The sequence below is a fragment of the Streptomyces sp. LARHCF249 genome, assembly GCF_052871255.1.
Window position 1 is genome coordinate 519,702 of record NZ_JBIXJQ010000002.1, and the last position, 23,071, is coordinate 542,772.

Consider the following 23,071-nt stretch of genomic DNA (forward strand, 5'->3'; position numbering starts at 1 on the left):
CGGCGCCCGCGGCCCCGCCCCCCCCCCGGGGGGGGGGGCGCCCCCCCGCCCCCCCCCCCCCCCCCCCCCCCCCCCCCCGCTTCCGTAGGCGAACAGGGGGGTAGGGGAATGGGCTTCTTCGACGGGATCATGGGCAGCCGCGCCGTGCAGTTCCAGTCGGGCAGCGCCTCGTCGAACGCGATCGAGCTGACCAAGCGGCACCCGACGGTGTCGCTCACCAAACAGGGGGCGGTCCACGGCAATCTGCGCGTCAACCTGTCCTGGCGCATGCGCACCTCGGACATAGGCGGCAGCAGTTACGGGCAGGGCGGCCGGCTCCTGCGGCATCCGTTCAAGCTGTTCAAGCCCGACATGGTGCAGGCGCACACCCAGGGCATGGTCAACGTCGACCTCGACATGGGCTGCCTGTACGAGCTGACCGACGGCACCCGGGGCGCCGTCCAGCCGCTCGGCAACCTGCTGGGCGACATCAACGACCCGCCGTACGTGAAGCTCAGCGGGGACGACCGGTTCGGCTCGGCGTCCGGGGAGACGCTCTACGTCAACCTCGACCACGCCGAGGAGATCAAGCGGATGCTGGTCTTCGTCTACATCTACGACCAGACCCCGGCCTTCGACCGCACCCACGCCATGGTCACGCTGTTCCCGGTCACCGGGCCGCGGATCGAGATCCCCCTGGAGGAGCGGCACCCGCAGGCCCGCTCCTGCGCGGTGGTCTCCCTCGAGCACGTCAAGGGCGAGTTCGTCGTACGGCGCGAGGTGAAGTTCGTGTACGGCTTCCAGGCCGAGCTGGACCGGCTGTACGGCTGGGGGCTCCAGTGGGGGCGGGGCTACAAGAGCACCAAGGCCTGACCGGAGCCCCGCGCGGGGGCCCGGTACGTCCGCGCCCTCAGCGGCGGATGAACTGCGGGCCCTGCACCGGCAGCCGGAAGGTCGGGTCCGCGCCCGGGCCCGGCAGCGGGGCCGGGGACACCGGCTGCGGGTACCCGTAGGCGGGCTGGACGGGCGGCGGGGCCTGCGTGGGCGGGGCCATGGCGGCCGTCTGCTCGGAGGTGGGTCCGGCGGCCGGGCTTCCGGCCGCCGGGCTCCCGGCGGGCTCGGGGGCGTTCTCGTCCACCGAGATCCCGTGGTCGGTGGCGAGCCCCACCAGCCCGTCGGAGTAGCCCTCGCCGAGGGCGCGGAACTTCCACCCCTCGCCCCGGCGGTACAGCTCCCCGCAGATCAGAGCCGTCTCGGCGCCGGTCTCGGGCCGCACGTCGAAGTAGGCCAGCGGCTCGGAGCCGCCGGCCGCGGTGGCGTCGTACAGGAGGATCCGCAGGTCGCGGACCCGCTGGAAGGGGACGTCCTCGGCGGAGGCGACGACCAGGATCCGGTCCACCGCCGGGGTCACCGACCGCAGGTCCGCCTGGACGGCGTCGGTGACGGCCTCGCCGAGCTGCTTCTTGCCCAGCCGCCAGACGGCCCCCGAGGGGTGCCGGGGCTGGTTGTAGAAGACGAAGTCCTCGTCCGAACGCACCCGGCCGTCGGAGCCCACGAGCAGTGCCGAGGCGTCCACGTCGGGCACCTCCGGGCCGGTGGACCAGCGCAGCACCGCCCGGACCGCTGCGGCGGCCACCGGGATGTTCGAGCCCTTCTGCATCGCGTGCGTCATGCACGTCATCCTGCCCTCCCCGGGTGGACCGGGACAATGCGGCCCCCCGTAGGGCCTTGTCTCGAACGCGAGAGCTGGGCATGGTGCAAGAGGGTTACCTGAACTTCATGTGCTTGAGGAACTCTTGACTCACGTTCGTACGTACTATTACCGGCCACGCCAGTTGGGCCGCCGAGGCAGTACGGGGGAAGCACATGCGTCACTTTGGGCACGTATCGCCCACCGTCCGTAAGGACCTCTTCCACCAGGAACCGGCCGAATTCACCGGTGCCTCGCCCGCCCGCACCCTCGCCGCGGCCCTCGGGGCCACGCTGTACAGCCCCGCCACCCGCCCCCAGCTCGCCCGGGACATCCGCAAGCAGGCCGGCCGCGGAGTCGTCTCCATGGTCCTCTGCCTGGAGGATTCCATCAGCGACGGCGACGTCGCCGGGGCCGAGGAGAACCTCGTCCGGCAGTTCGCCGACCTCGACGCCGACGCCGCCGAGCTCCCGCTGCTGTTCATCCGCGTCCGCACGCCCGAGCAGATACCCGACCTGGTGCGCCGGCTCGGCGGCTCCGCGCGCCGACTGTCCGGATTCGTACTTCCCAAATTCAACGAGAGCAGTGGCAGCGCCTTCCTCGACGCCGTGGCCCAGGCGGAGGCCGTCGGCGGCCACTCCCGTCTGTATGCCATGCCCGTCCTGGAGACCCCGGACCTGCTCCACCTCGAAACCCGCGTCGAAACGCTCGCCGGCATCTCCCGCACCGTCAACAGCCACCGCGAGCGGGTGCTGGCCCTGCGGCTCGGCGTCACCGACTTCTGCTCCGCCTACGGCCTGCGCCGCACCCCCGACATGACCGCCTACGACGTCCAGATCGTGGCCGGTGTGATCGCCGACGTGGTCAACGTCCTCAGCCGCGCCGACGGCACCGGCTTCACCGTCACCGGACCCGTCTGGGAGTACTTCCGCAGCCAGCAGCGCCTCTTCAAGCCCCAGCTGCGCCGCAGCCCCTTCCTCGCGGAGGGCGTGGAGGAACTGCGCACCGCCCTGATCGAACACGACCTGGACGGGCTGCTGCGCGAGATCGAACTCGACCGGGCCAACGGGCTGCTCGGCAAGACCTGCATCCACCCCGCCCACGTCACGCCCGTCCACGCGCTGTCCGTGGTCTCCCACGAGGAGTTCTGCGACGCCGAGGACATCCTGCGCCCCGAGCGCGGCGGCGGCGGTGTCATGCGGTCCGCCTATACGAACAAAATGAACGAGGTGAAGCCCCACCGGGCCTGGGCCGAGCGCACCATGCAGCGCGCCGAGGCCTTCGGTGTGGCGAAGGAGGAGGTCGGCTTCGTCGACCTCCTCACGGCCGGACTCCAGGTGTGAACCCCCTGGTGACGGCGTCGACGACGAGGAAAGGCAAGACGATCGAAGCGGTGTGGTCGGGAACCTGGGTCGCGGACCGGCTGGGCGTCAGCCTGGAGGAGGCCGGTACGCCGGGCTCGCCTCCGCTGGCGGAGCTGCTCGGGCTCGCCCTGCGGCGCAACCCCAAGCGGGCGCACCTGCTGGTCTCGCAGGTGCTGGGCAAACACGTCCCGCAGTCCCCGGCGACCGTCTACGCCGCCGGCTACGGGCTCGGCGAGCGGGTCCGGGCGCTGCTGGGCGCGGACGGCGCCGCCTCGGCGGTGGTCCTGGGCTACGCCGAGACGGCCACCGGGCTCGGCCACTGCGTCGCCGACGGCCTGGGCGCCGCCCCCTACCTGCACTCCACCCGCCGGCCCGTACCGGGAGTGCGTCCCGCCGGCGGCTTCGAGGAGGCGCACTCGCACGCCACCTCGCACCTGCTGCTGCCCGAGGACCCCGAGCTGCTGGCGGGCAGCGGGCCGCTGGTCCTGGTCGACGACGAGTTCTCCACCGGCAACACGGTCCTGAACACCATCCGCGACCTGCACGCCCGCCACCCCCGCGCGCACTACGTGGTCGTCGCCCTCGTCGACATGCGCTCCCCGGCCGACCGCGACCGCCTCACCGCGTTCGCCGCGGAGCTCGGCGCCCGCGTCGACCTCATGGCCCTGGCCTCCGGCACGGTCACCCTCCCGGAGGGAGTCCTCGCCAAGGGCCAGGCCCTGGTCGAGGAGTACGAGGCGCAGGCCCAAGCCGACGGCCTCCAGCCGGACGTCGACGGCGGCTGGGAACGGGTTGCGCTCGACTGGCCCGCCGGGGTCCCGGACGGCGGCCGCCACGGTTTCACGGCGGCCCACCGCGCAGCCCTGGAGGCGGCCCTGCCAGACCTGGCCGCCCAGCTCACGGCCGCGCTCGGCGAGGCCCCCGGCCGCGTCCTCGTACTCGGCAACGAAGAGCTGATGTACGCCCCCCTGCGCCTCGCGAAGGCCCTGGAGGAGACGGGCGCGGCGCGCGAGGTCCGCTTCTCCACCACCACCCGCTCGCCCGTGCTCGCCGTCGACGACCCCGGCTACGCCATCCGGACCCGCCTCGTCTTCCCCGCCCACGACGTTCCCCCGGCTGCCGCTGGGGATACCCCGACGGCCGACGCCTCCGGAGACCGGTACGCCTACAACGTCGCGGGCGCCGGTTTCGACGCCGTCGTCGCCGTCGTCGACTCGGCCGGCGACACCCCCGAGCTGCACGCCGGACTGCTAGCGCGCCTCGCCCCGCACACCGGCCGTGTCCTGCTGGCCGCCGTACCGTCCTACGCACCCGACCGGCAGGAGCAGAAGCCGATCATGACCGAGCCGACCACGCGCGAGCCCTCGAGCCGGACCGCGCTCGAGCCCTTGCGCGGGCCCGCCTTCTCCTCGTACGCAGCCGAGGACGTCGGCTGGCTGCTCCAGGACTTCTCCGACGTCGAGCTGGAGGCCCCGACCGAGGAGCGCGAGGAGGCGATCCAGGCGGGCGGCGCGCACTACGCCGAGTCCCTGCCCGTCGAGTACCAGCCATCGCCCCAGTACCAGGAGCTGTACCAGAACGCCCTGACCGCCTCGGCGGCCCGCATGGCCCGCGCCGTCGGCACCGTCACCGAGACCGTCCTCGCCGAGCGCTCGCCCTCGCCCGTGCTGGTCTCCCTGGCCCGCGCCGGCACCCCCGTCGGCGTACTGATGCGCCGCTGGGCACAGGCCCGGCACGGCCTGAACCTCCCGCACTACGCCGTCTCCATCGTGCGCGGCCGCGGCATCGACGCCAACGCCGTGCGCTGGCTCGCCGCCCGGCACGACCCCGCCGACGTCGTCTTCGTCGACGGCTGGACCGGCAAGGGAGCCATCACGCGCGAGCTGACGGCCGCCCTCGCCGAGTACCCCGGCTTCAACCCGGAGATCGTCGTCCTCGCAGACCCCGGCTCGTGCGTGGAGACCTACGGAACCCGCGAGGACTTCCTGATCCCCTCCGCCTGCCTCAACTCCACCGTGTCCGGCCTCATATCGCGTACGGTCCTGAGGTCCGACCTGGTCGGGCCCGCCGACTTCCACGGCGCGAAGTTCTACCGCGAGCTCGCCGGCGCGGACGTCTCCACGGCGTTCGTCGACACGGTCGCCGCCCACTTCGACGAGGTGGCCGACGCCGTCGACGAGGAGGTCAAGGAACTCCTCGCCGCGGACCGCACCCCGACCTGGGAGGGCTGGGCGGCCGTCGAGCGGATCAGCGAGGAGTACGGCATCCACGACGTGAACCTGGTCAAGCCCGGAGTCGGCGAGACCACCCGCGTGCTGCTGCGCCGGGTGCCGTGGAAGATCCTCGCCCAGCGCGGCGCGGGCGCCGACCTGGACCACGTACGGCTGCTCGCCGAGCAGCGCGGGGTCCCCGTGGAGGAGGTCGACGGGCTGCCCTACACCTGCGTCGGACTCATCCACCCCCGATTCACGCGCGGCGCCACCGGCGCCGACGGAAAGGCTGTGGCCTCGAAGTGACTGTCCTGGTAGCCAGTGATCTCGACCGTACGCTCATCTACTCGACGGCGGCCCTCGCACTGACCATGCCCGACCCGGTGGCCCCGCGGCTGCTGTGCGTCGAGGTCCACGAGAGCAAGCCGCTGTCCTACATGACGGAGACGGCGGCGGGACTGCTGGCGGAACTGACGGCCGACCCCTCGGTCGTCTTCGTCCCGACGACCACGCGGACCCGCAAGCAGTACCAGCGCATCCGCTTCCCAGGCCGCCCGGCCCCGTACGCGATCTGCGCGAACGGCGGCCAGCTGCTGGTCGACGGGGTGCCCGACCGGGACTGGCGGCGGCAGGTCGCCGCCCGCCTGGCGCAGGAGTGCGCCCCGCTGGAAGAGGTCCACGCCCACCTGCTGGCGACGGCCGACCCGGCGTGGCTGCGCAAGGCGCGGGTGGCCGAGGAGCTGTTCGCGTACCTCGTCGTGGAACGCGCCCTCGTCCCCGACGAATGGCTCAAGCTCCTTGCGGAGTGGGCGGAGGCGCGCGGCTGGACGGTGTCCCTCCAGGGCCGCAAGATCTACGCCGTTCCGCGCCCGCTGACCAAGAGCGCGGCGATGCGCGAGGTGGCCCGCCGTACGGGCGCCACCAGGACCCTGGCCGCCGGTGACTCGCTCCTGGACGCCGACCTGCTGCTCGCGGCGGACGCGGCGTGGCGCCCGGGCCACGGCGAACTGGCCGACGCGCAGTGGCACGCGCCGAACGTGACGGCCCTGTCCACGGCGGGCGTGCTGGCGGGCGAGGAAATCGTCCGCGAATTCGGCCGAGCGACCGGACGGACGGACGTACCGTTGCGAGACTGACCCCATGACCAAGGGCAACAGCACCAAGATCACTGACGAGCTCTACCGGTACATGCTCGCCCACAACCCCCCGCTGGACGCGGTCCAGCGGGGGCTGGTGGAGACGACCTACACGAAGTTCCCGGACGTCGCCGGGATGCAGTCGGCGGAGGAGCAGGGGCCGCTGCTGGCCTTCCTCGTCCGGCTGACCGGCGCCCGCCACATCGTGGAGGTGGGCACCTTCACCGGCTTCTCGGCCCTGTCGATGGCCCAGGCGCTGCCCGCCGGCGGCCGCATCATCACCTGCGACGTCTCCGAGGAGTGGACGGCGTACGGCAGGGAGGCCTGGGAGGCGGCCGACGTCGCGGACCGCATCGAGCTGCGGATCGCCCCGGCGCTGGACACCCTGCGCGCCATGTCGGCGGAGCCGCACATCGACATGGCCTACGTGGACGCCGACAAGGAGAGCCAGATCTCCTACTGGGAGGAGCTCGTGCCGAGGATGCGCCCGGGCGGCCTGATCGTCACGGACAACACGCTCTTCCACGGATCGGTCCTCGACGAGTCGGCCACCGGCTCGGCGGCCGGTGTCCGCGCGTTCAACGACCACGTCTCCGCGGACCCGCGCATGGAGTCCGTACTGCTGGCGATCTCGGACGGCCTGACGCTGTCCCGGAAGCGGTAGCGCCGCCTGGCCGCGGCCGGGGACCCGTCCCCGGATCGGGCCCTAGCCGCAACCGCCTCCGCCGCAGCAGCCCCCGCCGCCCCCGCCGCCCATGGCGCGAGCGGGCGCGGGGGCACTGCTGCTCCCGCCGACGGCGACGGCCGACAGCAGCTTGACGGTGTCGGCGTGACCGGCGGGGCAGTCGGCGGGCGCGGACGACTCGGCCATCGGCCGGCTCAGCTCGAAGGTGTCGTCGCAGGTCCGGCAGCGGTACTCGTATCGAGGCATGCGGCCAGGTTAACGGCGCAAACCCGTACGACGGGAGGGCGCAGGCCTAGAAACGCCCTCTGGCCTGCGCCCGCGCCCGCTGTTCCCGGGCGGCTTGCTCGGGGTGGCGGGCCTGCCAGTACGGATTGTCGTGCGGCAGCGCGCTGCCCACCCGCCCGTACATCCCGAACCACATCAGCATCACGCCGACGACGAAGCTGAACAGCACGTTGGGGATCTTGAAGGCCAGGAAGTTGAGCTCGCTGTCGAGCAGCGCCAGATTCACGAACCCGCTCGCGATGAACAGCAGGCCGAGCACGATGTTCAGGGTGGAGGCGAAGGTCCCGCCGATCACCATCCCGACGAACAGCAGCGCCCCGATGCAGATCGACAGGACACTCAGCGCGCCGTTGGTGTTCAGGGCGAGCACCGTGTCCCCGCCGGTGTCGAAGAACCCGATCCGGTCGATGAGCCCCAGGATGCCGAAGACGACCAGCAGCAGTCCGGTCAGGCCGGCGCCGACCCGGTAGACCTTGCTGAGCTTGTGATCCGAGGGCAGATGCTCGTCGAGCCGGGCGTTGACGGGATGCAGGACGCGCTGCAGCCTCCCGTGGGGCGCCGGCGGCGCGTGGGACGCATACGGCTCATGCGGCACGTACGGCGCATAGGACTCATGGGGCTCGGTGCACCCGTAGAGCGCATGAGGCGCATAGGACTCATGCGGTACGGAGGTTTCCTGGGGCCTGCGGGGCATGCGGGACCTGCGAGGCCTATGGGGCGCGTGGGCAGCCATACCGCCCTCCTCTGCTCCGTTCCGGGCACCTCCCAGCATCCGCCGATGCCCACCCCCGGACAACCCCGGCCCGTCCCGGCTCCGGCTCAGCCCTGGCCGCGCTCGCCCCGGATCCCGTTGACCACGCGGTTCACGGCCTCCCGTACGTCCTGCATCTCCAGCAGGAACGCCCAGTAATCCGGATGCCGCCCCTCCAGCCCCGCCAGCGCCCGGGCCACCCGGGCCACCGACTCGTCCAGCGGCCGCGCGTGCCGCGGATCGGGCACACTGCGGCCCGCCATCGCCAGCCGCTGCGCGTCCCGGATCGCGAACCGGGTCCGGTCCACCTCGGCCTGCGGGTTCCGCGCCACATCCTCCAGCCGCGTCAGCCGGTCCTGCGCCGCCGACACCGCCTCGTCGGTGGCCTCCAGCGAAGCCCGCACCGCGTCGATCAGCACCCCTACGTCGGCCCAGCGCTGCTCGTCCCGGGCCCGCGCGGCCTCCTTGAGCTGCTCCTCGGCCTGCGCCACATCCCGTATCGCCTGGTCCGGAACGTGCTGGAGGTCCTGCCAGCACGCCGCGCTGAACCGCCGGCGCAGCTCGCTGAGCACCGGATCCACCCGGTCCGCCCGGTTGCGCAGCGCCTGGGCCCGCGTCCGCAGGCTCACCAGCCGCCGGTCGATCTCCGCAGCCCGCTCCGGCAGCCGCGCCGCCTCCGCCCGCACGCCCTCCGCGTCCCGCAGGATCCGGTCGGCGCGCTGCACGGTCTCCTGCACTCCGTGCCGGCCCGCGCCCTCGTTCAGTTTGGTCAGCTCCGGACCCAGCGCCGCCAGCCGCGCGGCCAGGTCATCGGCCCGCATCCCCTTGGCCCGTACGGCATCCAGCGCATCGCTCGCCGCCAGCAGCGCGGCCTTCGCCCGCTCCCGCGCCGGCGCGACCCGGGCGAGCTGCGTCTCGGCCTTGTCCAGCAGCGGCTGCAACCCCTGCGCGAACCGGTCCAGCTCCGCCTTGACCCGTACCAGCTCGTCCCGCGCCCGGGTCAGCTCCTCGCGCGCCCGCGAGGCGGCCGACGCCTCCAGATCGACCCGGTCCAGGTCGTACGCGTCCACGGCCGCGATGTACACATGGCTGACCTGGTCGATCCGCTGCCCGAGCGCGGCGAACCCCTCGCTCGCCTGCCGCCCGGCCGGAGACCCGTCGGCCGCGGCAATGGTCTCGATCGAGATCCGCAGATCCCGCTGCGCGCTGTCCAGCTCGTAGAACGCCGCGGCGGCAGCGTCCTTCGCCGCCTGCGCATCGGCCCGCCGACTCTCGTCCCGCCCACCGAACCACCGCCGGGATGCCGTTGTCACAATCCCTCTCCCGTGCCGCGTCCGCCATGCCCCCGGACCATTCTCCCCCACAGGAACGGGTTTGCGTGGGGGGTGTGCCCGCCATGTAGGCTGTCCACTCATCCACGGGTGCGTAGCTCAGGGGTAGAGCGCTGCTCTTACAAAGCAGATGTCGGCGGTTCGAAACCGTCCGCGCCCACCGGCAAAAAGGCCCCCCGCCGATCATGGCGGGGGGCCTTCTGCATCCAGATATGACATCAACGGGAGCGGATCGGCAGCGCTGCCCGCCTGGCGAGCACCCGGCCCAGGTACCCGATCACTTCGCACTGCACGCCCTGGCCACCGGCCGCGCATCCGTTCATGGTCACTGCCATCTGCGAGGACCCGTGATCTCCATGCGATCCGGGGCGGGCCCGCCTGCGACGGTCAGCACAGTGCCCGTACTCCGGCGCGCGCCATGGAGCGCCGAACCACCCTGAGCTCGGCATCCTCGACGTCCGCCAACTGCTCACGCTGCGGCGCAAGTTCGCACTTCGTCAAGGGCCCCAACGCGGCGGGTCAATCGGACCGTCAGCTCAGGGCTCTGGAGGTCCCTGGCGGCAGCGACTCGCGGCGCGGGCCGAGGTCCCATGCGATCAGCACTTCTGTTTCCCGGTCAAGCGGGTTGGCTGTGGGGCGATTTCGGTGAAACCCGGCGGAGTCGGAAAGGTGTTCGTAGGATGTGGCTTCTGTTTGAACCGTGAACCGTTTGTGGGTGGGGGTAGCTATGGACAGCGGCACGGGTGAGGGACGCAGAGGGCGCAGACGGGTCGGGGGTGCCGTTCGGCGGGCGGTGGTTGCGTTTGTGGTGGCCGGTGTTGCCGTTGCGTGTGGGCCTGCCGGGGGTGGGGGGTCCGTTGTGTCGGCGCCGCCCTCGGTCACCTCGGCGGCGCCCACCAGCGCCTCGCCGACTCCGACCCCGACTCCGACGCTGTCCCCGACGCCGACGGCCGCACCCACTCCCACCGTCGACCAGAAGGCGCCCAGCGCTGCCCCGGTGACCCCGGCCGCTACCAGGCCCGCGCCGAAGCCCACCACCAAGGCCCCGACGCAAGCGCCGACCCAGTCTGCGTCCGCCGAGTGCGAGATCGTCTCCAACGCCGGGAACTGCTACAACGCGGGCCAGTTCTGCCGCAAGGCCGACGTCGGGCGGTCCACGCACGCCGCCAACGGGCGCATCATCCACTGCCGCGACGACGGCGGTCAGCCTCGCTGGGGCTACTAGGCGTGCTGGTTCGCCGCGGCAGCCGTGGACGTCGTGATCGGCTCGGACGGGCTGATCACGGAACTTTCGGGGCCGAGGCGGCCCGCTAGCGGGATAGTGGGAGTATGTGCCGCTCCATTAAGACCCTGCGCCCGCCCGCCATCCCCGAGAAGGCCACCGAGGAGGAGATCCGCGCCGCAGCGCTGCAGTACGTACGCAAGGTGTCCGGCTTCCGGGCGCCCGCCGCGCACAACCGCGAGGTGTTCGAGGCGGCCGTGGACGCCGTCGCCGAGGCAACCGCCCAGCTCCTCGACGGGATGCACGTACGGGGCCAGGCCGCCCCCGCGTGACCCGGGCGGGGGCCGCCTCGCTCGGGTGAGGGCTCAGGCGGCCGCGCGACGCCGCAGGACCCACACCCCGGCGCCGAGCGCACCCACGACGAGGGCACTGCCCACGGCGATCTGACCCGGGCTCATCGAGTCGATGCTGCCGCCCGTACCGCCGCGCGCGCCGCCCGGCGCAACGTTCAGGGACACGGTGACGCGCTCGCCGCCCGGAGCGCACTCGAAAGTGACCCGATGGGTGCCCTGGCCGGCGTTGCCGTAGACGGTGGCGCTGCCGAAGAGGCTGCTGGCCGCCAGGCTCCCGGGGGTCAGGCGTACCTCTCCGAATGCGCTGGATGTGGCCCGGCCGACCTTGGTGCCGCAGCCCTCGAGGCTGAGGGCCACCCGGCCGCCCGGGGCGACGGTGGTGGGCGAGACGGAGGCGGTGGGAGCGGCGTACGCGATCGCGGCGGGAGTGGCGGCGATGACGGCGAGGGTCGCGGCCGCGAAGGCCAGCAGGCGGCGCGGCGCGGCGGACGGCAGGACACGGGGTGTGGCGGGCGCTTTGGCGGACATGGAGAGAACTCCTCGGCTCCTCGAAACGGCGCGGCCAGGGCACGGATGTGACGCGGATTCGGTTGCGCACCGTGCTGTGGACGCTAGGAGCCCAACGCGGAGGCGGCGAACGGGGCCGGGTGAACGGGTGAGCCACTGCTCCGCCCGGGGGAGTGGCCGGGCTGGTTCCCTACGCCGCCGGTGCCGCCGTCGGCGCGGCCGGACGGCGCACCAGGAAGGCCGCCAGCGCGCCCGCGGCGAACAGGGCGACGACGGAGACCGCGGTCCCCAGCCACTGCGTGCCGAGCCACTGGGTACCGAAATAGCCCAGGGCCACGCTGTAGCCCGCCCAGGCCATACCCGCCAGCATCGACCAGGGCAGGAACTCCTTCACCTTGCGGTGCGTCTTGCCCGCGCCCAGCGACACCACCGAGCGCCCCGCCGGGGCGAAGCGGGCGATCACCACCAGGGCGCCGCCGCCCCGGGCCAGGGCCGTGCCGAGGCGCTCGTGCGCCCGGGTCAGCCGGCGGGAACGGGCGATGGCCCGGTCCAGCCGGGCACCGCCGCGCCGGCCCAGCCGGTACGCGGCCATGTCACCCAGTACCGAAGCGGTCGTGGCGATCACGAGCAGGGCCAGGATGTCCGGGACCTGCTCGGGCACGGCCACCGGCCCCGCCGCCCCGGCAGCCGCCGCCGCGGCCGCAGCAGTGATCACCAGAACCCCGCTCGGCAGCACCGGGAGGAAGACGTCGAGCACGACGGACACCGCCACCACGGCGTAGATCCATGGGCTCGCGGTCAGCGACCCCAGAGTCTCAAACAAAGCGGGACTCCCCAGTCCGGTTGACGTGCAGCGGCATGAAGCGCCGCGACGTCGCGGGGGAGCGGCAGGAGCGGCTTGACAGCCATACAGCGTACGCCCGGCGTTCGCACACCGGATGCCCGGGGCGCCCCCGCACCCCCCGGCACGTCAGACCCCCCTGTCACACCCGATGTCGCACCCGTGCCACACCCGAGGCCAGGCCCGCACCCTACTCCGCCCCGGCGAGCTCCCGGTCCAACACCGTCACCAGCCGGGCGCCGTCCCGCCCTCTGCCACCCTTGTGCGCCTGGTCCAGCCGCAGCCGCGCCGTCCGACCCGCCAGCGCAAGCGTCATCAACTGGTTCCCGAACCACGGCCCGCCCGTACGCCGCCAGCTCAACGGCGGCCGCCCCGTGCGCCCGTGCCGGGAGAAACCCCGCCCCAGCCACCGCCCCACCCGCGACCAGCCCAGCCGGAAGCCCAGCTTCACCACCGTGTGGATGGAGTTGTGCACCGGCGAGCACGTCAACTGGAACACCCGCGCCGTACTGGGTATCCGCGGCTCCGCCACATACGCGTGGTGCACGTCCCCCGACAGCACGCACACCGTCGCCGGCGCCCGCGGCCCCGTCCCCACCTCCTCGATCAGATCGGTCAGCGCCGCGAACGAGGCCGGGAACGCCGCCCAATGCTCCAGATCGCTGCGCCGGCGCAGGTTCTCACCGATCCGCGCCCACCGCGGCCCCCGCTGGCCGCGGCACACCGCGGCGTTCCACGTCTCCGCGTCATGGATCAACGGCGGCATCAGCCACGGCAGCGAGGACCCGATCAGCAGATGGTCGTACCCTCCGTGCCCCGCGAGCGCGTTCTCCCGCAGCCACCCCTGCTCCGCCGGGTCGAGCATCGCCCGCCCGTCCTCGGCCAGCACCCGGGCGGCCCGGGTGTCCACCATCAGCAGCCGGGTCCGGCCGAAGTCGCGCCGGTAGCTCCAGCGCACCGTCGCCGGATCGGCGTCGGCCGCCGACGCGAAGGAGCGCAGCAGATCCGTACCGTCAGGGGCCTGCCGTATCGCCCCGTACAGCCCGTCGGCCGCCAGCTCGGCGGGCGAGAGATTGCCCAGGTGCTGGTACACCCAGTACGACATCAGCCCGCTGACCACCCGCTCCTGCCACCACGGGGTCGCCCGCATCTCCGCCAGCCACGCCGCGCTCGTGTTCCAGTCGTCGATGACGTCGTGGTCGTCGAATATGTGCAGGCTCGGCACGGTCGACAGCAGCCAGCGGATCTCCGGATCGAGCCAGGACTCGTAATACAGCCGCGTGTACTCCTCGTAGTCCGCGACCTGCGCGCCGGGCGGGTCCCGCAGGTCCCGCCGGGCCGCCAGCCACTGCCTGGTCTCCCGCGACAGCGCGTCCGCGTACACCTGGTCCCCGAGCAGCAGCAGGACGTCCGGCCGCACCGCCTCCGGGTCGGCGGCCAGCCGCGCCGCGAGGGTGTCGAGCGCGTCCGCCCCGTGCGGCCCGTGCTTCCCGGCGGGCGGTGCGGCCTGCCGGCAGGAGCCGAAGGTGATGCGCAGCCCGGAATCGCGCCCCGCCCCGGCCGGGGCGGTGATCGTGCTCGGCGGGAAGCCGCTGTCCGGCAGCGGCCACACGCGTATCCCGTCGAGCAGCACTTCGTACGCCGTCGCGGTCCCCGGGGTCAGCCCGGTCACCGGCACCAGCGCGTAGTGGTGCCCGGCGATCTGGAAGGTGCGCACACTGCCGCCGGCCCCGTCGGCGCACCGCACCTCGGCCGTGCACGGGCGGTCCGCCTCGACCCATATGGTGGCGGACCCGCCCGTGTCCCAGTCGACGTGGCGCAGCAGCGGCCCCAGACGCAGTCCGGCCATGTAACTCCCCCTCCTCCGTAGCCCCTTTGATCACGGTACGACGGGGAGGGGGAGCCTCGCCTCCCCCTGGCGGGGGAAAAGACCGGCCGCTCGGATCAGCAGCCGGCCAGGACGTTCACCAGGGCGGTCTTCTCCGCGGAGTCCATGCTCAGGCCCCAGTACTGCTTCACGTGGACCCACATCCGCGCGTACGTGCAGCGGTAGGAGGTGCGCGACGGCAGCCACTCGGCCGGGTCGAGGTCGCCCTTGGCCTGGTTGACGTTGTCGGTGACCGCGATGAGCTGCGGGCGGGTGAGGTCGTTGGCGAACTGCTGGCGCTTGGAGGTGGTCCAGGAGCTGGCGCCGGAGCGCCAGGCCTCGGAGAGCGCCACGACGTGGTCGATGTCGAGGTCGGAGGCGGCGGTCCAGGTGGCGCCGTCGTACTCGGAGTACCAGCTGCCGCTCACGGCGGCGCAGGAGGAGTCCTGGACGACGTTCACGCCGTCCCGCTTGAGGACGGTCTCGCGGGTGTTGCAGGTGCCGGAGACGGTGCTCCAGTGCGGGAAGAGGTCGCGGCTGTAGCCGGTGCTGGAGCCTTCCGCCCGCGGGGTGACCGTCGCCAGGTACGAGCGGGCGGCGGAGGCGCTGATGGGAGTGGGCGGGGCGGCCTGGGCGGCGGGGGCGTTGATGAGGGAGGTGAGGGAAGCAAGGGCGACGGCTGATGCGAACACGCCAATTCGACGCGCGTAGACGGTGGATATGAGTGCCATGAGGGGCTCCCTGAGTGCGGGGGGTGTGACCGTGCGGCCCCGGCGGGGCGCGGCCATGCTTGCGGCGCCAGGTTTCGCGGGGATGGGCGCCGGGTGACAGCGTGGCGACATGAGCACGTCAGATCAAGTCGCGCAACGCCCTTCATTCAAGCGGAAGTTGAGATTCCGCTGCGGTGGGGCGCCAGGCGCCGGATGGATCAGGACCAAGGGCCCATTCCGGGCACTCGCCGACGTCGCGTACCCTGGGTGGAGCAGAAGGGGAGTAGCTCTTCGCCGGACCGTCGACATACTGCTGGGTCACCCCAGCCGGCGCCCGGAGGCAGGCCGCTGACAGCGGCCGGCCAGCGAGACCTTCGGCCGCAGTGTCCTGTTCACGCGTGCGCGCGCACTTCTGTGCGCATACGCAAGCCAGGGCGCCGCCGAGCCGAAGCGACCCCTGACACACGCATTCCAGGTCTCTCGGTACCGACGGCGCCCTGCCCGACCGATTGAGGTTCCACCCCCGTGTTCAGCTTCAGCGTCACGGCGATCGCCTTCGGCGTCGTCTTCCTCGCCGAACTCCCCGACAAGACGGCCCTCGCCGGCCTGATGCTCGGCACCCGCTACCGCGCCTCGTACGTCTTCGCGGGCGTCGCCGCCGCCTTCGCCGTGCACGTCGCCCTCGCCATCGCCGCGGGAAGCGTGCTCACCTTGCTCCCGCACCGGCTCGTGCAGGCCGTCGTCGGTGTCCTCTTCCTCGCCGGCGCCGCCATGCTGCTCTGGAAGAAGGACGAGGGGGAGGAGGAGGTCAAGCCGCCCGCCGACCAGTCCTTCTGGAAGGTCTCCGGGGCCGGCTTCATGCTCATCCTGGTGGCGGAGTTCGGCGACCTGACCCAGATCATGACCGCCAACCTGGCCGCACGGTACGACAACCCGGTCTCCGTCGGCATCGGCGCCGTACTCGCCCTGTGGGCGGTCGCGGCCATCGGCATCCTGGGCGGCCGCACTCTGATGAAGTACGTACCGCTCCGCCTGATCACCAAGATCGCTGCCGCCGTGATGGCAGCCCTGGCGGCGTTCTCCCTGTACGAGGCGATCGCGGGCTGACGGGGGTGGGGGGCTGACGGCTGGTCGGGGGCTTCGGGGGGCCTGATTCCGCACACTGCTCATCAGGGAGGGTTTGGGGGTTTCCCGCCAGTCCCACTGTCTCTCCGGGTCGGGCCGCCCTGTCAAGGGCGCTCCTCCTTCGTCGTCGCGTCGCTTCGCGATGGCCTTCGGCCACCCTTGACAGACCGCCCCGCCCCGGAAAGACAAGGACCGACGGGAAGCCCCCAAAAGAACGGTCCACTGGTTCACGATTACGGTCAGAGGGGCATCAGGGACCGGATCCTTGGTTCCCGCAGCCATGCCCCCGCCCGGGCCCGTATGAGAAGTGATCCAGGGTCGGTGGGGGCGCGCCAGATCGCTACGCGCACCTCACGTCTCAGCGTCCACCGGCCGTCTAGGGCTGGACATAAGCCGCCCACGATCGCTACAGACGTCTCCATCACGCGACAGCGGGTCGTTCGTTCCTGCTCGGCGGCGAGTTGAGGGGCGCGGGCCTCGCGGATGGGATGTCAGTGGCGGCGCGTACGGTCGGAGCATGACTGAGCACCGGCGGGTGGGTGCGGGTCAGCCGGTGGGCGCGACGGGCGGCGAGCACTCGGGCAGCAACGCGCCGGACCTGCAGTCGCGGGCGGAACCCCCCGAGTGGGAGCTGATACGCGCCTGGGCGGGCGAAAACGGCTACCTGGTCAACCATCGCGGCCGCGTCCTGTGGTCCATCAGGGAAGCGTACGAGCAGGCCGAGCACCGCGACCGGTGACATGGATCCGCGTCTCCCAGATCCGACCACCGAGAGCGCCCAAGTGACCGATTGGGTCGCTTGTTTCCGCCTGCTGCTGGGCGGCCTCTTCCCAGCCCAGACGCCGTCGGACGCCGAGGTGTGAGGAGCGCGTAGCGATCGGCTGCGCCTACCGGCCCCCGAGGCGCTTCTCAACGCTGTCTAGTGGCGGGTCGGGCCCGGACGGCCGCCGGACGCTGAGACGTGAGGAGCGCGTAGCGATCTGACGCGCCCGCCGATCAGCCAGGGGCTTCTCATCGCTGCCTGGGGTGCGGGTTGTGCCCCGGACGGCCGGTGGACGCTGAGACGTGAGGAGCGCGTAGCGATCTGGCGCGCACCCGCCGACCCCCGGATGCCTCGCTACGGGCCCGGGCGGGGCATGGCTGCGGGAACCAAGGATCCGGTCCCTGATGCCCCTCTGACCGTAATCGTGAACCAGTGGACCGTTCTTTTGGGGGGTTCCCGCCGGTCCTTGTCTTTCCGGGGCGGGTCGGTCTGTCAAGGGTGGCCGAAGGCCATCGCGAAGCGACGCGACGAAGGAGCGCCCTTGACAGGGCGGCCCGACCCGGAAAGACAGTGGGACTGGCGGGAAACCCCCAAACCCTCTCTGATGAGCAGTGTGGGGATCAGGCCCCTCACACCGCCGCTTCGACCGTGATCCGGATAGAGCCGTCTGCAGTCGTCGTCACGCTGAGGGACGTGAGGTCCGGGGCGTGGGTCGTCGGGGCGTGGGTGGCCGCCCGCGGGCCGATGCCGATCACGCGCATCCCCGCAGCCTGGCCGGCGGCGATGCCGGCAGCGGAGTCCTCGAACACGATGCAGTCGGCCGGGTCCACTCCCAGCGCGGCGGCGCCCTTGAGGAACCCCTCGGGGTGGGGCTTGCTGGCCTGCACGGACTCGGCGGTGACCCGTACCGCAGGCATCGGCAGGGCCGCGGCGGTCATCCTGGCCGTGGCCAGGGCCGCGTCGGCGGAAGTGACCAGCGCGTGCGGCAGCCCGGCGATCGCCGCCATGAACTCAGGGGCACCCGCGACGGGGACCACGCCGTCCGTGTCGGCGGTCTCACGGGCCAGCATCACGGCGTTCTCCGCGTGATTGACCTCCATCGGGCGGTCCGGCAGCAGGACGGCCATGGTCGCGTAGCCCTGGCGCCCGTGGACCACCTTGAGGGCCTCCTCCGGGTCCAGCCCGTGCGACACCGCCCACTCGCGCCAGCATCGCTCGACCACCGCGTCGGAATTGACGATGGTGCCGTCCATGTCCAGGAGCAGGGCCTTGGCGGTGAGGACGACAGGTGTGGTGGAGGTGGTGCTGGCCGGCATCGGCGGGCTCCAGACGGGGCGGGAGAAAGAGAACAAGTGGTTCCGTCCACCGGTCAGGGAGTGAGGACGGAACCACTTTGTTCCTCCACGATACAAAATGTGGGCGCTCCGCGCCACCGCAGAAGGTGTGACCCCTGTCCCTTGCCCCCGGGAGGGCTCGCGCGGATGGCGCGGAGGCATCGGCGCAAGCGCATGTGGGGACGGGGTGCGGATGGTTCGCCGGGGCGGGTGGCGCGAAGGCGCGGGCGCACAGCCGGCGCCGCAGGCGTCGGCTCCGGGCCCTCCAGGAGCGACACCCCTGGTGAAGAGGGGCAGCTCGGACAGCCGGCGCAAGGACGACAGCGGCGGCAACGCGGATGCCTGGCGGCCGACCCTGGGCGGCACGGCGGCAGGCGACACGGCCGCCAGCGTCGAGGCGCGGCGGGGCCGGGGGAACACGGCAGCTCGAACGGCGGCGCGGGTTGCGACGGGGTAGTGGGGGCGGACGGAGGCAACGGAGGCGGCGGTAACGGAAGCAGCACCGACCAGGTCACGGCGACCAGGCCGTCGCCCCTCCGCCCGTACCTCCTCCGCCCCTACCCCGTACCCCTTAGCCCTCCAGCGCCTTGCGCGTGATCGGGCCGTAGACGCCCCACTCCTCGTCGTCGATGCCGTTCTCGTACTGGAACGTCGACACGGCGTTCTCCACCCGCCAGTCGAACTTTCCGTTGATCTTGTACGTGTACAGCCCTCTGGCGGCCAGCAGCCGCTGAAGCTTCTCCACCTCCGCGCCCGAGTCGCCGTACCGCAGGGTCGGTGCCGCCGCCGGCGGCGTGGGGCTGGGGGTGCGGCTCGTGCTCGGTGAGGCGCTGGGGGAAGGGGGTGCCGACGAGCGGGACGCGCTCGGGGACGGCGAAGGCGACTTGGACGCGCTCGGTGAGGGGGACGGCGAGGCCGAGGGTGAAGGGCTGGCCGTTTCGGTGGCGGCCGGGGTCGGGCTGGCCGGGGCCAGGCTCGTCACGGGCGCCGATGCCTTCGTGTCCATCAGGGCGGTGTCGTTCCCCGCGGAACTCGGGAGCACCCACAGGGCCACGGCGGTCCCCCCGAGGGCCACCACTGCGGCGGCGCCGATCAGGACCGGGAGCAGGCGACGGAAGGCAGGGCTGGTGCGCTTCTCGGGGCCCCCTCCCCCTCCCCTCCCCCCGCCTCCGGCTGTGCCGGCGATGGCCCCGGCCTCCGGGGTGGCGTGGAGCTGTACCGTCTCGGCCGCTTGCGGCGCATACCCCGGGCCGCCTGCGTGACCCCGGCCGGCCGGGTCATCGCGCAGGCCGCCCGGCCCGCCCTGTCCGCCCGGGACCTCCGGCCACGGCTGCTGGTCCGGGGGCACGGGTATTCCGTACGCCGGGGTGTCGTGCTGCGGTGACGGCGGGGTCACCACGCGCGCTATCGGCGGCGAAGGCGGCAGCGGAGGCAGTGGAGCGTCGTCGTCCGGTTCGCCCGGGTCGGGCAGCGAGACGTACGGGCGGACGCGCAAGGGGTCGTATCCCGCACCCGGCGCGCACCGGCAGGCGGCACCGAGGGCGCCGCAATCTGGACAGTGCTCACCGTTCACTGGAATCCCTCCCTGGACCTGCCAGGCATTATGCAGACCCGTCGGGCGGCGCCCAACCCTTTCCCTGTCGCGCCGACAGGCCATAACCGGACACACCGCGCAGGATGGAGATGTTGATCCGCCCTGAGGAGGAATCGATGGCTCAGGATGTGACCACGGATGCCGTGGACCCCGGCCCCGGCCCGCAGAGCTCCGGACCCGCCGCCGAACACGCCTCCCGCGAGGTCCTCGTCTCCATCGGTGCCCTGCTCCTGGGCCTGCTGATCGCCGCCCTCGACCAGACCATCGTCTCCACCGCCCTGCCGACCATCGTCAGCGACCTCGGCGGCATGGCGCACCTGTCCTGGGTCGTCACCGCCTACATGCTCGCCTCCACCGCCGCCACCCCCCTGTGGGGCAAGCTCGGCGACCAGTACGGACGCAAGAAGCTGTTCCAGTACGCCATCGTCCTCTTCCTCATCGGCTCCGCCCTGTGCGGCGTCGCCCAGGACATGGCCCAGCTCATCGGCTTCCGCGCCCTCCAGGGCCTCGGCGGCGGCGGGCTGATCGTGCTGTCCATGGCTATCGTCGGCGACATCGTCCCGCCGCGCGAACGCGGCAAGTACCAGGGCCTGTTCGGCGGGGTCTTCGGTGCGACCAGCGTGCTGGGACCGCTGCTGGGCGGCCTGTTCGTCGACCACCTGTCCTGGCGCTGGGTCTTCTACATCAACCTCCCCATCGGTCTCGTCGCGCTCGCCGTCATCGCCGCCGCGCTGCACATCCCGGTGCGCTCCTCGAAGCACACCATCGACTACCTCGGCACCCTCCTCATCGCCTCCGTCGCCACCTGCCTCGTCCTGGTCGCCTCGCTCGGCGGCACCACGTGGGCCTGGGGGTCGGCCCAGATCATCGGACTCGCCGTCCTCGGCGCGGTGCTGCTCGTCGCCTTCCTCTTCGTGGAGCGCAGGGCCGCGGAACCCGTCCTGCCGCTGAAACTGTTCCGCATCCGCACCTTCACCCTCTGCTCGGTGATCAGCTTCGTCGTGGGTTTCGCCATGTTCGGCGCGATGGTCTACCTGCCGACCTTCCTCCAGGTCGTCCAGGGCGTCTCGCCGACGATGTCCGGAGTCCACATGCTGCCGATGGTGCTCGGCATGCTGATCTCCTCCACCGCCTCCGGCCAGATCGTCAGCCGCACCGGCCGGTGGAAGGTCTTCCCCATCGCCGGAACCGCCGTCACCGCCGTCGGCCTGCTCCTCCTGCACCAGCTGCACCGCACCAGCTCCACCTGGGAGATGAGCGCCTACTTCTTCGTCTTCGGCGCGGGACTCGGCCTGGTCATGCAGGTGCTCGTGCTGGTGGTGCAGAACTCCGTCGGCTACGCGGATCTCGGCGTCGCCACCTCCGGTGCGACCTTCTTCCGTTCCATCGGTGCCTCCTTCGGCGTCGCGATCTTCGGCACGATCTTCACCAACCGTCTCGACGACAAGCTGGCCACCGCCCTCGCGGGCGTTCCGCTGCCGCCGGGCGCGGGCGCCGCGCAGCTGGAGGCCGACCCTCGGGCCATCGGCGCACTTCCCGCCGAGCTGCGACCCCGCGTGCTCGACGCCTACGCCACCTCCATCACGGACGTCTTCCTCTACGCCGTGCCCGTCGTCCTCGTCGCGTTCGTGATCGCCTGGTTCCTCAAGGAGGACAAGCTCCGCGGCTCGGTCACCGCGCCGGATGTGACCGAGACCCTCGCCTCCAACCCCGTCGAGCGGTCTTCCCGCGACGAGGTCGCCCGCGCGCTGTCGGTGCTCGGCACCAAGGAGGGCCGCCGGCACGTCTACGAGAAGATCACCGAGAAGGCGGGTTACGACCTGCTGCCCGCAGCGAGCTGGCTGCTGCTGCGGATCAACAAGTACGGGTCGGCGGAGCCGGCCGTGCTGGCCGAGCGCACCATCGTGCCGTTGAAGGCCATCACGGACGCCGCCCGCCAGGTCGAGGAGCGACACCTCGCCGTACGGGACGGGCTGGCGCTGGTCCTGACCGACCAGGGGCGGGCTGCGGCGGCCAAGCTCTCCGCCGCGCGCGAGGAGTCCCTCGCCGAGCTCCTCGGCGACTGGTGGGGCCCGGACCGCCCGACCGACCTGGTCAAGCTGGTCCAGGAGATCAACGCGGAGCTGTGCGGGTCCGACGCCGAGGAGCCCTACGACACCGCGCCCCGCCGCGACCACGCCGCGCGCTAGAGCCGGGGGTTCAGACCAGGCGCTTCTCGAACCAGTGCTCCGCATACGGGCCCGAGTTGTACGCCGGTATCTCCGCATACCCGTGCCGCGCGTACAACGCCCGGGCCTCCACGAGATCCGACCTGGTGTCCAGTTGGACCCGCTCGGCGCCCAGCGCGCGGGCCTGCGCCTCCAGGACTTCGAGCAGCGCCGCCCCGCCGCCGGTACCGCGGGCGCGCTGGTCGACGTACACCCTGGTGAGCTCGGCGGTGACGGGGTCGAGCAGGCGTATCCCGCCGCACGCCAGGGGCTCTCCGGCGAGCCGGCCGACGACGAACTGGCCCGTCGGCGGGGCGAGGCCGTCGTCGGGGAAGTCCAGGAGGCCCTGGTCGATCTCGGCCTCCGTGACGGACCGTTTCCAGTAACGGCCCGCGACCTCGGCGTAGTAGGCGCGGCGCAGGACGGTGGCGTCGGGCGTGGTGAACGGCTCGGGGGCCACGGTCCAGGTGTGTGTGCGGTGTTCGCTGTGAGTGGTCATGACGTCATTGTGGAGTCCGCCGCGGATCCCTGGCGTGCAATATCCACAGGGACGGGCTGATGATAGGAAAAAGGGCAAACCGTGCGTCCTGGAGGGTGTGAAACACCATGTCCGAGCATCCCGACTGTGCACTGGTCCGCCGCGGCTACGAGGCCTTCGCCAAGGGCGACATGGAGGCGCTGAGCGCGCTGATGACCGCCGACGTCATCCACCACGTGCCCGGCAGCAACCCGCTCTCCGGTCACCACAAGGGGCGGGAGAACGTCATGGACCTCTACCGCCGGCTCGGGGAGGAGACCAACGGCACCTTCCAGGTCCACCTGGAATCGGTCCTCGCCGACGGCCGCGGCCACGTCATGAGTTTCCACACGGCACGCGGCGACCGCGGTGACCGCGGCATCGAGATCCGCGAGGGCCTCTTCTTCACCATCGTCGGCCACAAGATCACCGACATCGACCAGTGCACCGCCGACATCGACGAGGAAGACGCCTTCTGGAGCTGAGCGCATCCGCAGGGGCAGGCAGAGGCGGGGCGGGGGCCCCCCCCCCCGCCCCCCCCCGCCGCCCCCCCCCCACCCCCGCCCCCCCCCCGGGCCCCCCCCCACCCCCCCCACCCAC

General features: G+C 72.1%; 24 protein-coding genes and 1 tRNA gene. 14 read left to right on the plus strand and 11 right to left on the minus strand.

The window, feature by feature from the left end; genetic code table 11:
• The first annotated feature begins 108 nt into the window (after nucleotides 1-108).
• Nucleotides 109-852, plus strand: a complete 744-nt coding sequence (locus ACIPUC_RS07205) for a TerD family protein (protein ID WP_446587192.1) — start codon at nucleotides 109-111, stop codon at nucleotides 850-852.
• A 37-nt stretch (nucleotides 853-889) separates the two neighbouring features.
• Here the strand turns inward: ACIPUC_RS07205 and ACIPUC_RS07210 are convergent, their stop codons facing one another.
• Nucleotides 890-1,651 (minus strand): TerD family protein, encoded by a 762-nt coding sequence (locus tag ACIPUC_RS07210; RefSeq protein WP_446587194.1) that lies wholly within the window; start codon nucleotides 1,649-1,651, stop codon nucleotides 890-892.
• A 194-nt stretch (nucleotides 1,652-1,845) separates the two neighbouring features.
• Here ACIPUC_RS07210 and ACIPUC_RS07215 point away from each other — a divergent pair, with 194 nt between their 5' ends.
• The 4 genes from ACIPUC_RS07215 to ACIPUC_RS07230 are packed head-to-tail and all read left to right on the plus strand — an operon-like array spanning nucleotide 1,846 to nucleotide 7,043.
• On the plus strand, nucleotides 1,846-3,012 hold the full coding sequence (locus ACIPUC_RS07215; RefSeq protein WP_446587195.1) for an HpcH/HpaI aldolase/citrate lyase family protein: 1,167 nt from the start codon (nucleotides 1,846-1,848) through the stop codon (nucleotides 3,010-3,012).
• Nucleotides 3,013-3,020: 8 nt separating this feature from the next.
• Nucleotides 3,021-5,549 (plus strand): phosphoribosyltransferase, encoded by a 2,529-nt coding sequence (locus tag ACIPUC_RS07220; protein ID WP_446587197.1) that lies wholly within the window; start codon nucleotides 3,021-3,023, stop codon nucleotides 5,547-5,549.
• Nucleotides 5,546-6,379, plus strand: coding sequence for an HAD family hydrolase (locus ACIPUC_RS07225; RefSeq protein WP_446587199.1), 834 nt, complete (start codon nucleotides 5,546-5,548; stop codon nucleotides 6,377-6,379). Before ACIPUC_RS07220 ends, ACIPUC_RS07225 begins: the two co-directional genes overlap by 4 nt.
• Before the next feature lie 4 nt (nucleotides 6,380-6,383).
• Complete coding sequence (locus tag ACIPUC_RS07230) at nucleotides 6,384-7,043, plus strand: O-methyltransferase (RefSeq protein WP_446587201.1); 660 nt, start codon at nucleotides 6,384-6,386, stop codon at nucleotides 7,041-7,043.
• Nucleotides 7,044-7,085: 42 nt separating this feature from the next.
• Here the strand turns inward: ACIPUC_RS07230 and ACIPUC_RS07235 are convergent, their stop codons facing one another.
• The 3 genes from ACIPUC_RS07235 to ACIPUC_RS07245 all read right to left on the minus strand — a co-directional run bounded on the left by ACIPUC_RS07235 (nucleotide 7,086) and on the right by ACIPUC_RS07245 (nucleotide 9,464).
• Nucleotides 7,086-7,310 (minus strand): FmdB family zinc ribbon protein, encoded by a 225-nt coding sequence (locus ACIPUC_RS07235; RefSeq protein ID WP_446587203.1) that lies wholly within the window; start codon nucleotides 7,308-7,310, stop codon nucleotides 7,086-7,088.
• Between the two features lie 46 nt (nucleotides 7,311-7,356).
• The gene (locus tag ACIPUC_RS07240) at nucleotides 7,357-8,082 is read right to left on the minus strand and encodes a DUF4383 domain-containing protein (RefSeq protein ID WP_446587205.1); all 726 of its coding nucleotides are present in this window, start codon (nucleotides 8,080-8,082) and stop codon (nucleotides 7,357-7,359) included.
• A gap of 86 nt (nucleotides 8,083-8,168) precedes the next feature.
• On the minus strand, nucleotides 8,169-9,464 hold the full coding sequence (locus tag ACIPUC_RS07245) for a hypothetical protein (RefSeq protein ID WP_446587207.1): 1,296 nt from the start codon (nucleotides 9,462-9,464) through the stop codon (nucleotides 8,169-8,171).
• 55 nt (nucleotides 9,465-9,519) lie between these two features.
• Between ACIPUC_RS07245 and ACIPUC_RS07250 the strand changes: the two genes are divergently transcribed.
• The 3 genes from ACIPUC_RS07250 to ACIPUC_RS07260 all read left to right on the plus strand — a co-directional run bounded on the left by ACIPUC_RS07250 (nucleotide 9,520) and on the right by ACIPUC_RS07260 (nucleotide 10,985).
• Nucleotides 9,520-9,591 (plus strand) — tRNA-Val (locus ACIPUC_RS07250).
• A 699-nt stretch (nucleotides 9,592-10,290) separates the two neighbouring features.
• Nucleotides 10,291-10,656, plus strand: coding sequence for a hypothetical protein (locus tag ACIPUC_RS07255; RefSeq protein ID WP_446587209.1), 366 nt, complete (start codon nucleotides 10,291-10,293; stop codon nucleotides 10,654-10,656).
• Nucleotides 10,657-10,760: 104 nt separating this feature from the next.
• Nucleotides 10,761-10,985, plus strand: coding sequence for a DUF2277 domain-containing protein (locus ACIPUC_RS07260; RefSeq protein WP_446587211.1), 225 nt, complete (start codon nucleotides 10,761-10,763; stop codon nucleotides 10,983-10,985).
• A 33-nt stretch (nucleotides 10,986-11,018) separates the two neighbouring features.
• Here ACIPUC_RS07260 and ACIPUC_RS07265 read toward each other — a convergent pair whose 3' ends face one another.
• From ACIPUC_RS07265 to ACIPUC_RS07280, 4 genes are all read right to left on the minus strand, one after another.
• On the minus strand, nucleotides 11,019-11,534 hold the full coding sequence (locus ACIPUC_RS07265) for a hypothetical protein (RefSeq protein ID WP_446587212.1): 516 nt from the start codon (nucleotides 11,532-11,534) through the stop codon (nucleotides 11,019-11,021).
• 169 nt (nucleotides 11,535-11,703) lie between these two features.
• Complete coding sequence (locus tag ACIPUC_RS07270; protein ID WP_446587214.1) at nucleotides 11,704-12,336, minus strand: DedA family protein; 633 nt, start codon at nucleotides 12,334-12,336, stop codon at nucleotides 11,704-11,706.
• A 208-nt stretch (nucleotides 12,337-12,544) separates the two neighbouring features.
• Nucleotides 12,545-14,203 carry an alkaline phosphatase D family protein gene (locus ACIPUC_RS07275; RefSeq protein WP_446587216.1) on the minus strand — a complete coding sequence of 553 codons (1,659 nt, stop codon included), beginning with the start codon at nucleotides 14,201-14,203 and terminating at the stop codon, nucleotides 12,545-12,547.
• A 95-nt stretch (nucleotides 14,204-14,298) separates the two neighbouring features.
• On the minus strand, nucleotides 14,299-14,943 hold the full coding sequence (locus tag ACIPUC_RS07280) for an HNH endonuclease family protein (RefSeq protein ID WP_446587658.1): 645 nt from the start codon (nucleotides 14,941-14,943) through the stop codon (nucleotides 14,299-14,301).
• Between the two features lie 513 nt (nucleotides 14,944-15,456).
• On the opposite strand from ACIPUC_RS07280, the gene ACIPUC_RS07285 reads away from it, so the two are divergent.
• Together ACIPUC_RS07285 and ACIPUC_RS07290 are read left to right on the plus strand one after the other, a co-directional pair.
• A complete protein-coding gene (locus tag ACIPUC_RS07285) occupies nucleotides 15,457-16,038 on the plus strand; it encodes a TMEM165/GDT1 family protein (protein WP_446587218.1) in 582 nt (193 codons plus the stop codon).
• 535 nt (nucleotides 16,039-16,573) lie between these two features.
• Nucleotides 16,574-16,795, plus strand: coding sequence for an Lsr2 family DNA-binding protein (locus tag ACIPUC_RS07290; RefSeq protein ID WP_446587220.1), 222 nt, complete (start codon nucleotides 16,574-16,576; stop codon nucleotides 16,793-16,795).
• A gap of 653 nt (nucleotides 16,796-17,448) precedes the next feature.
• Here the strand turns inward: ACIPUC_RS07290 and ACIPUC_RS07295 are convergent.
• The gene (locus ACIPUC_RS07295) at nucleotides 17,449-18,135 is read right to left on the minus strand and encodes an HAD-IA family hydrolase (RefSeq protein WP_446587222.1); all 687 of its coding nucleotides are present in this window, start codon (nucleotides 18,133-18,135) and stop codon (nucleotides 17,449-17,451) included.
• Between the two features lie 301 nt (nucleotides 18,136-18,436).
• Here ACIPUC_RS07295 and ACIPUC_RS07300 point away from each other — a divergent pair, with 301 nt between their 5' ends.
• Entirely contained in the window at nucleotides 18,437-18,610 is a 174-nt protein-coding gene (locus tag ACIPUC_RS07300) for a hypothetical protein (RefSeq protein WP_446587224.1), read from the plus strand.
• 114 nt (nucleotides 18,611-18,724) lie between these two features.
• Here ACIPUC_RS07300 and ACIPUC_RS07305 read toward each other — a convergent pair whose 3' ends face one another.
• Entirely contained in the window at nucleotides 18,725-18,898 is a 174-nt protein-coding gene (locus tag ACIPUC_RS07305) for a peptidoglycan-binding domain-containing protein (protein WP_446587225.1), read from the minus strand.
• Between the two features lie 486 nt (nucleotides 18,899-19,384).
• Between ACIPUC_RS07305 and ACIPUC_RS07310 the strand changes: the two genes are divergently transcribed.
• Entirely contained in the window at nucleotides 19,385-19,537 is a 153-nt protein-coding gene (locus tag ACIPUC_RS07310; protein ID WP_446587227.1) for a hypothetical protein, read from the plus strand.
• A gap of 326 nt (nucleotides 19,538-19,863) precedes the next feature.
• Nucleotides 19,864-21,936 carry an MDR family MFS transporter gene (locus ACIPUC_RS07315; RefSeq protein ID WP_446587229.1) on the plus strand — a complete coding sequence of 691 codons (2,073 nt, stop codon included), beginning with the start codon at nucleotides 19,864-19,866 and terminating at the stop codon, nucleotides 21,934-21,936.
• Between the two features lie 10 nt (nucleotides 21,937-21,946).
• Here the strand turns inward: ACIPUC_RS07315 and ACIPUC_RS07320 are convergent, their stop codons facing one another.
• Nucleotides 21,947-22,453: a GNAT family N-acetyltransferase gene (locus tag ACIPUC_RS07320; protein WP_446587231.1), complete on the minus strand. Its 507-nt coding sequence runs from the start codon at nucleotides 22,451-22,453 to the stop codon at nucleotides 21,947-21,949.
• Nucleotides 22,454-22,560: 107 nt separating this feature from the next.
• On the opposite strand from ACIPUC_RS07320, the gene ACIPUC_RS07325 reads away from it, so the two are divergent.
• Nucleotides 22,561-22,956, plus strand: a complete 396-nt coding sequence (locus ACIPUC_RS07325) for a nuclear transport factor 2 family protein (RefSeq protein WP_446587233.1) — start codon at nucleotides 22,561-22,563, stop codon at nucleotides 22,954-22,956.
• Nucleotides 22,957-23,071 lie beyond the last annotated feature (115 nt).

What these genes read in the sequence shown, in the direction of transcription:
- ACIPUC_RS07210 (WP_446587194.1), bottom strand. Translation starts at nt 1,651, where the DNA reads ATGACGCACGCGATGCAGAAGGGCTCGAACATCCCGGTGGCCGCCGCA.
- ACIPUC_RS07295 (WP_446587222.1), bottom strand. Translation starts at nt 18,135, where the DNA reads ATGCCGGCCAGCACCACCTCCACCACACCTGTCGTCCTCACCGCCAAG.
- ACIPUC_RS07265 (WP_446587212.1), bottom strand. Translation starts at nt 11,534, where the DNA reads ATGTCCGCCAAAGCGCCCGCCACACCCCGTGTCCTGCCGTCCGCCGCG.
- ACIPUC_RS07275 (WP_446587216.1), bottom strand. Translation starts at nt 14,203, where the DNA reads ATGGCCGGACTGCGTCTGGGGCCGCTGCTGCGCCACGTCGACTGGGAC.
- ACIPUC_RS07320 (WP_446587231.1), bottom strand. Translation starts at nt 22,453, where the DNA reads ATGACCACTCACAGCGAACACCGCACACACACCTGGACCGTGGCCCCC.
- ACIPUC_RS07235 (WP_446587203.1), bottom strand. Translation starts at nt 7,310, where the DNA reads ATGCCTCGATACGAGTACCGCTGCCGGACCTGCGACGACACCTTCGAG.
- ACIPUC_RS07240 (WP_446587205.1), bottom strand. Translation starts at nt 8,082, where the DNA reads ATGGCTGCCCACGCGCCCCATAGGCCTCGCAGGTCCCGCATGCCCCGC.
- ACIPUC_RS07260 (WP_446587211.1), top strand. Translation starts at nt 10,761, where the DNA reads ATGTGCCGCTCCATTAAGACCCTGCGCCCGCCCGCCATCCCCGAGAAG.
- ACIPUC_RS07315 (WP_446587229.1), top strand. Translation starts at nt 19,864, where the DNA reads ATGGCTCAGGATGTGACCACGGATGCCGTGGACCCCGGCCCCGGCCCG.
- ACIPUC_RS07325 (WP_446587233.1), top strand. Translation starts at nt 22,561, where the DNA reads ATGTCCGAGCATCCCGACTGTGCACTGGTCCGCCGCGGCTACGAGGCC.
- ACIPUC_RS07230 (WP_446587201.1), top strand. Translation starts at nt 6,384, where the DNA reads ATGACCAAGGGCAACAGCACCAAGATCACTGACGAGCTCTACCGGTAC.
- ACIPUC_RS07290 (WP_446587220.1), top strand. Translation starts at nt 16,574, where the DNA reads ATGACTGAGCACCGGCGGGTGGGTGCGGGTCAGCCGGTGGGCGCGACG.
- ACIPUC_RS07215 (WP_446587195.1), top strand. Translation starts at nt 1,846, where the DNA reads ATGCGTCACTTTGGGCACGTATCGCCCACCGTCCGTAAGGACCTCTTC.
- ACIPUC_RS07205 (WP_446587192.1), top strand. Translation starts at nt 109, where the DNA reads ATGGGCTTCTTCGACGGGATCATGGGCAGCCGCGCCGTGCAGTTCCAG.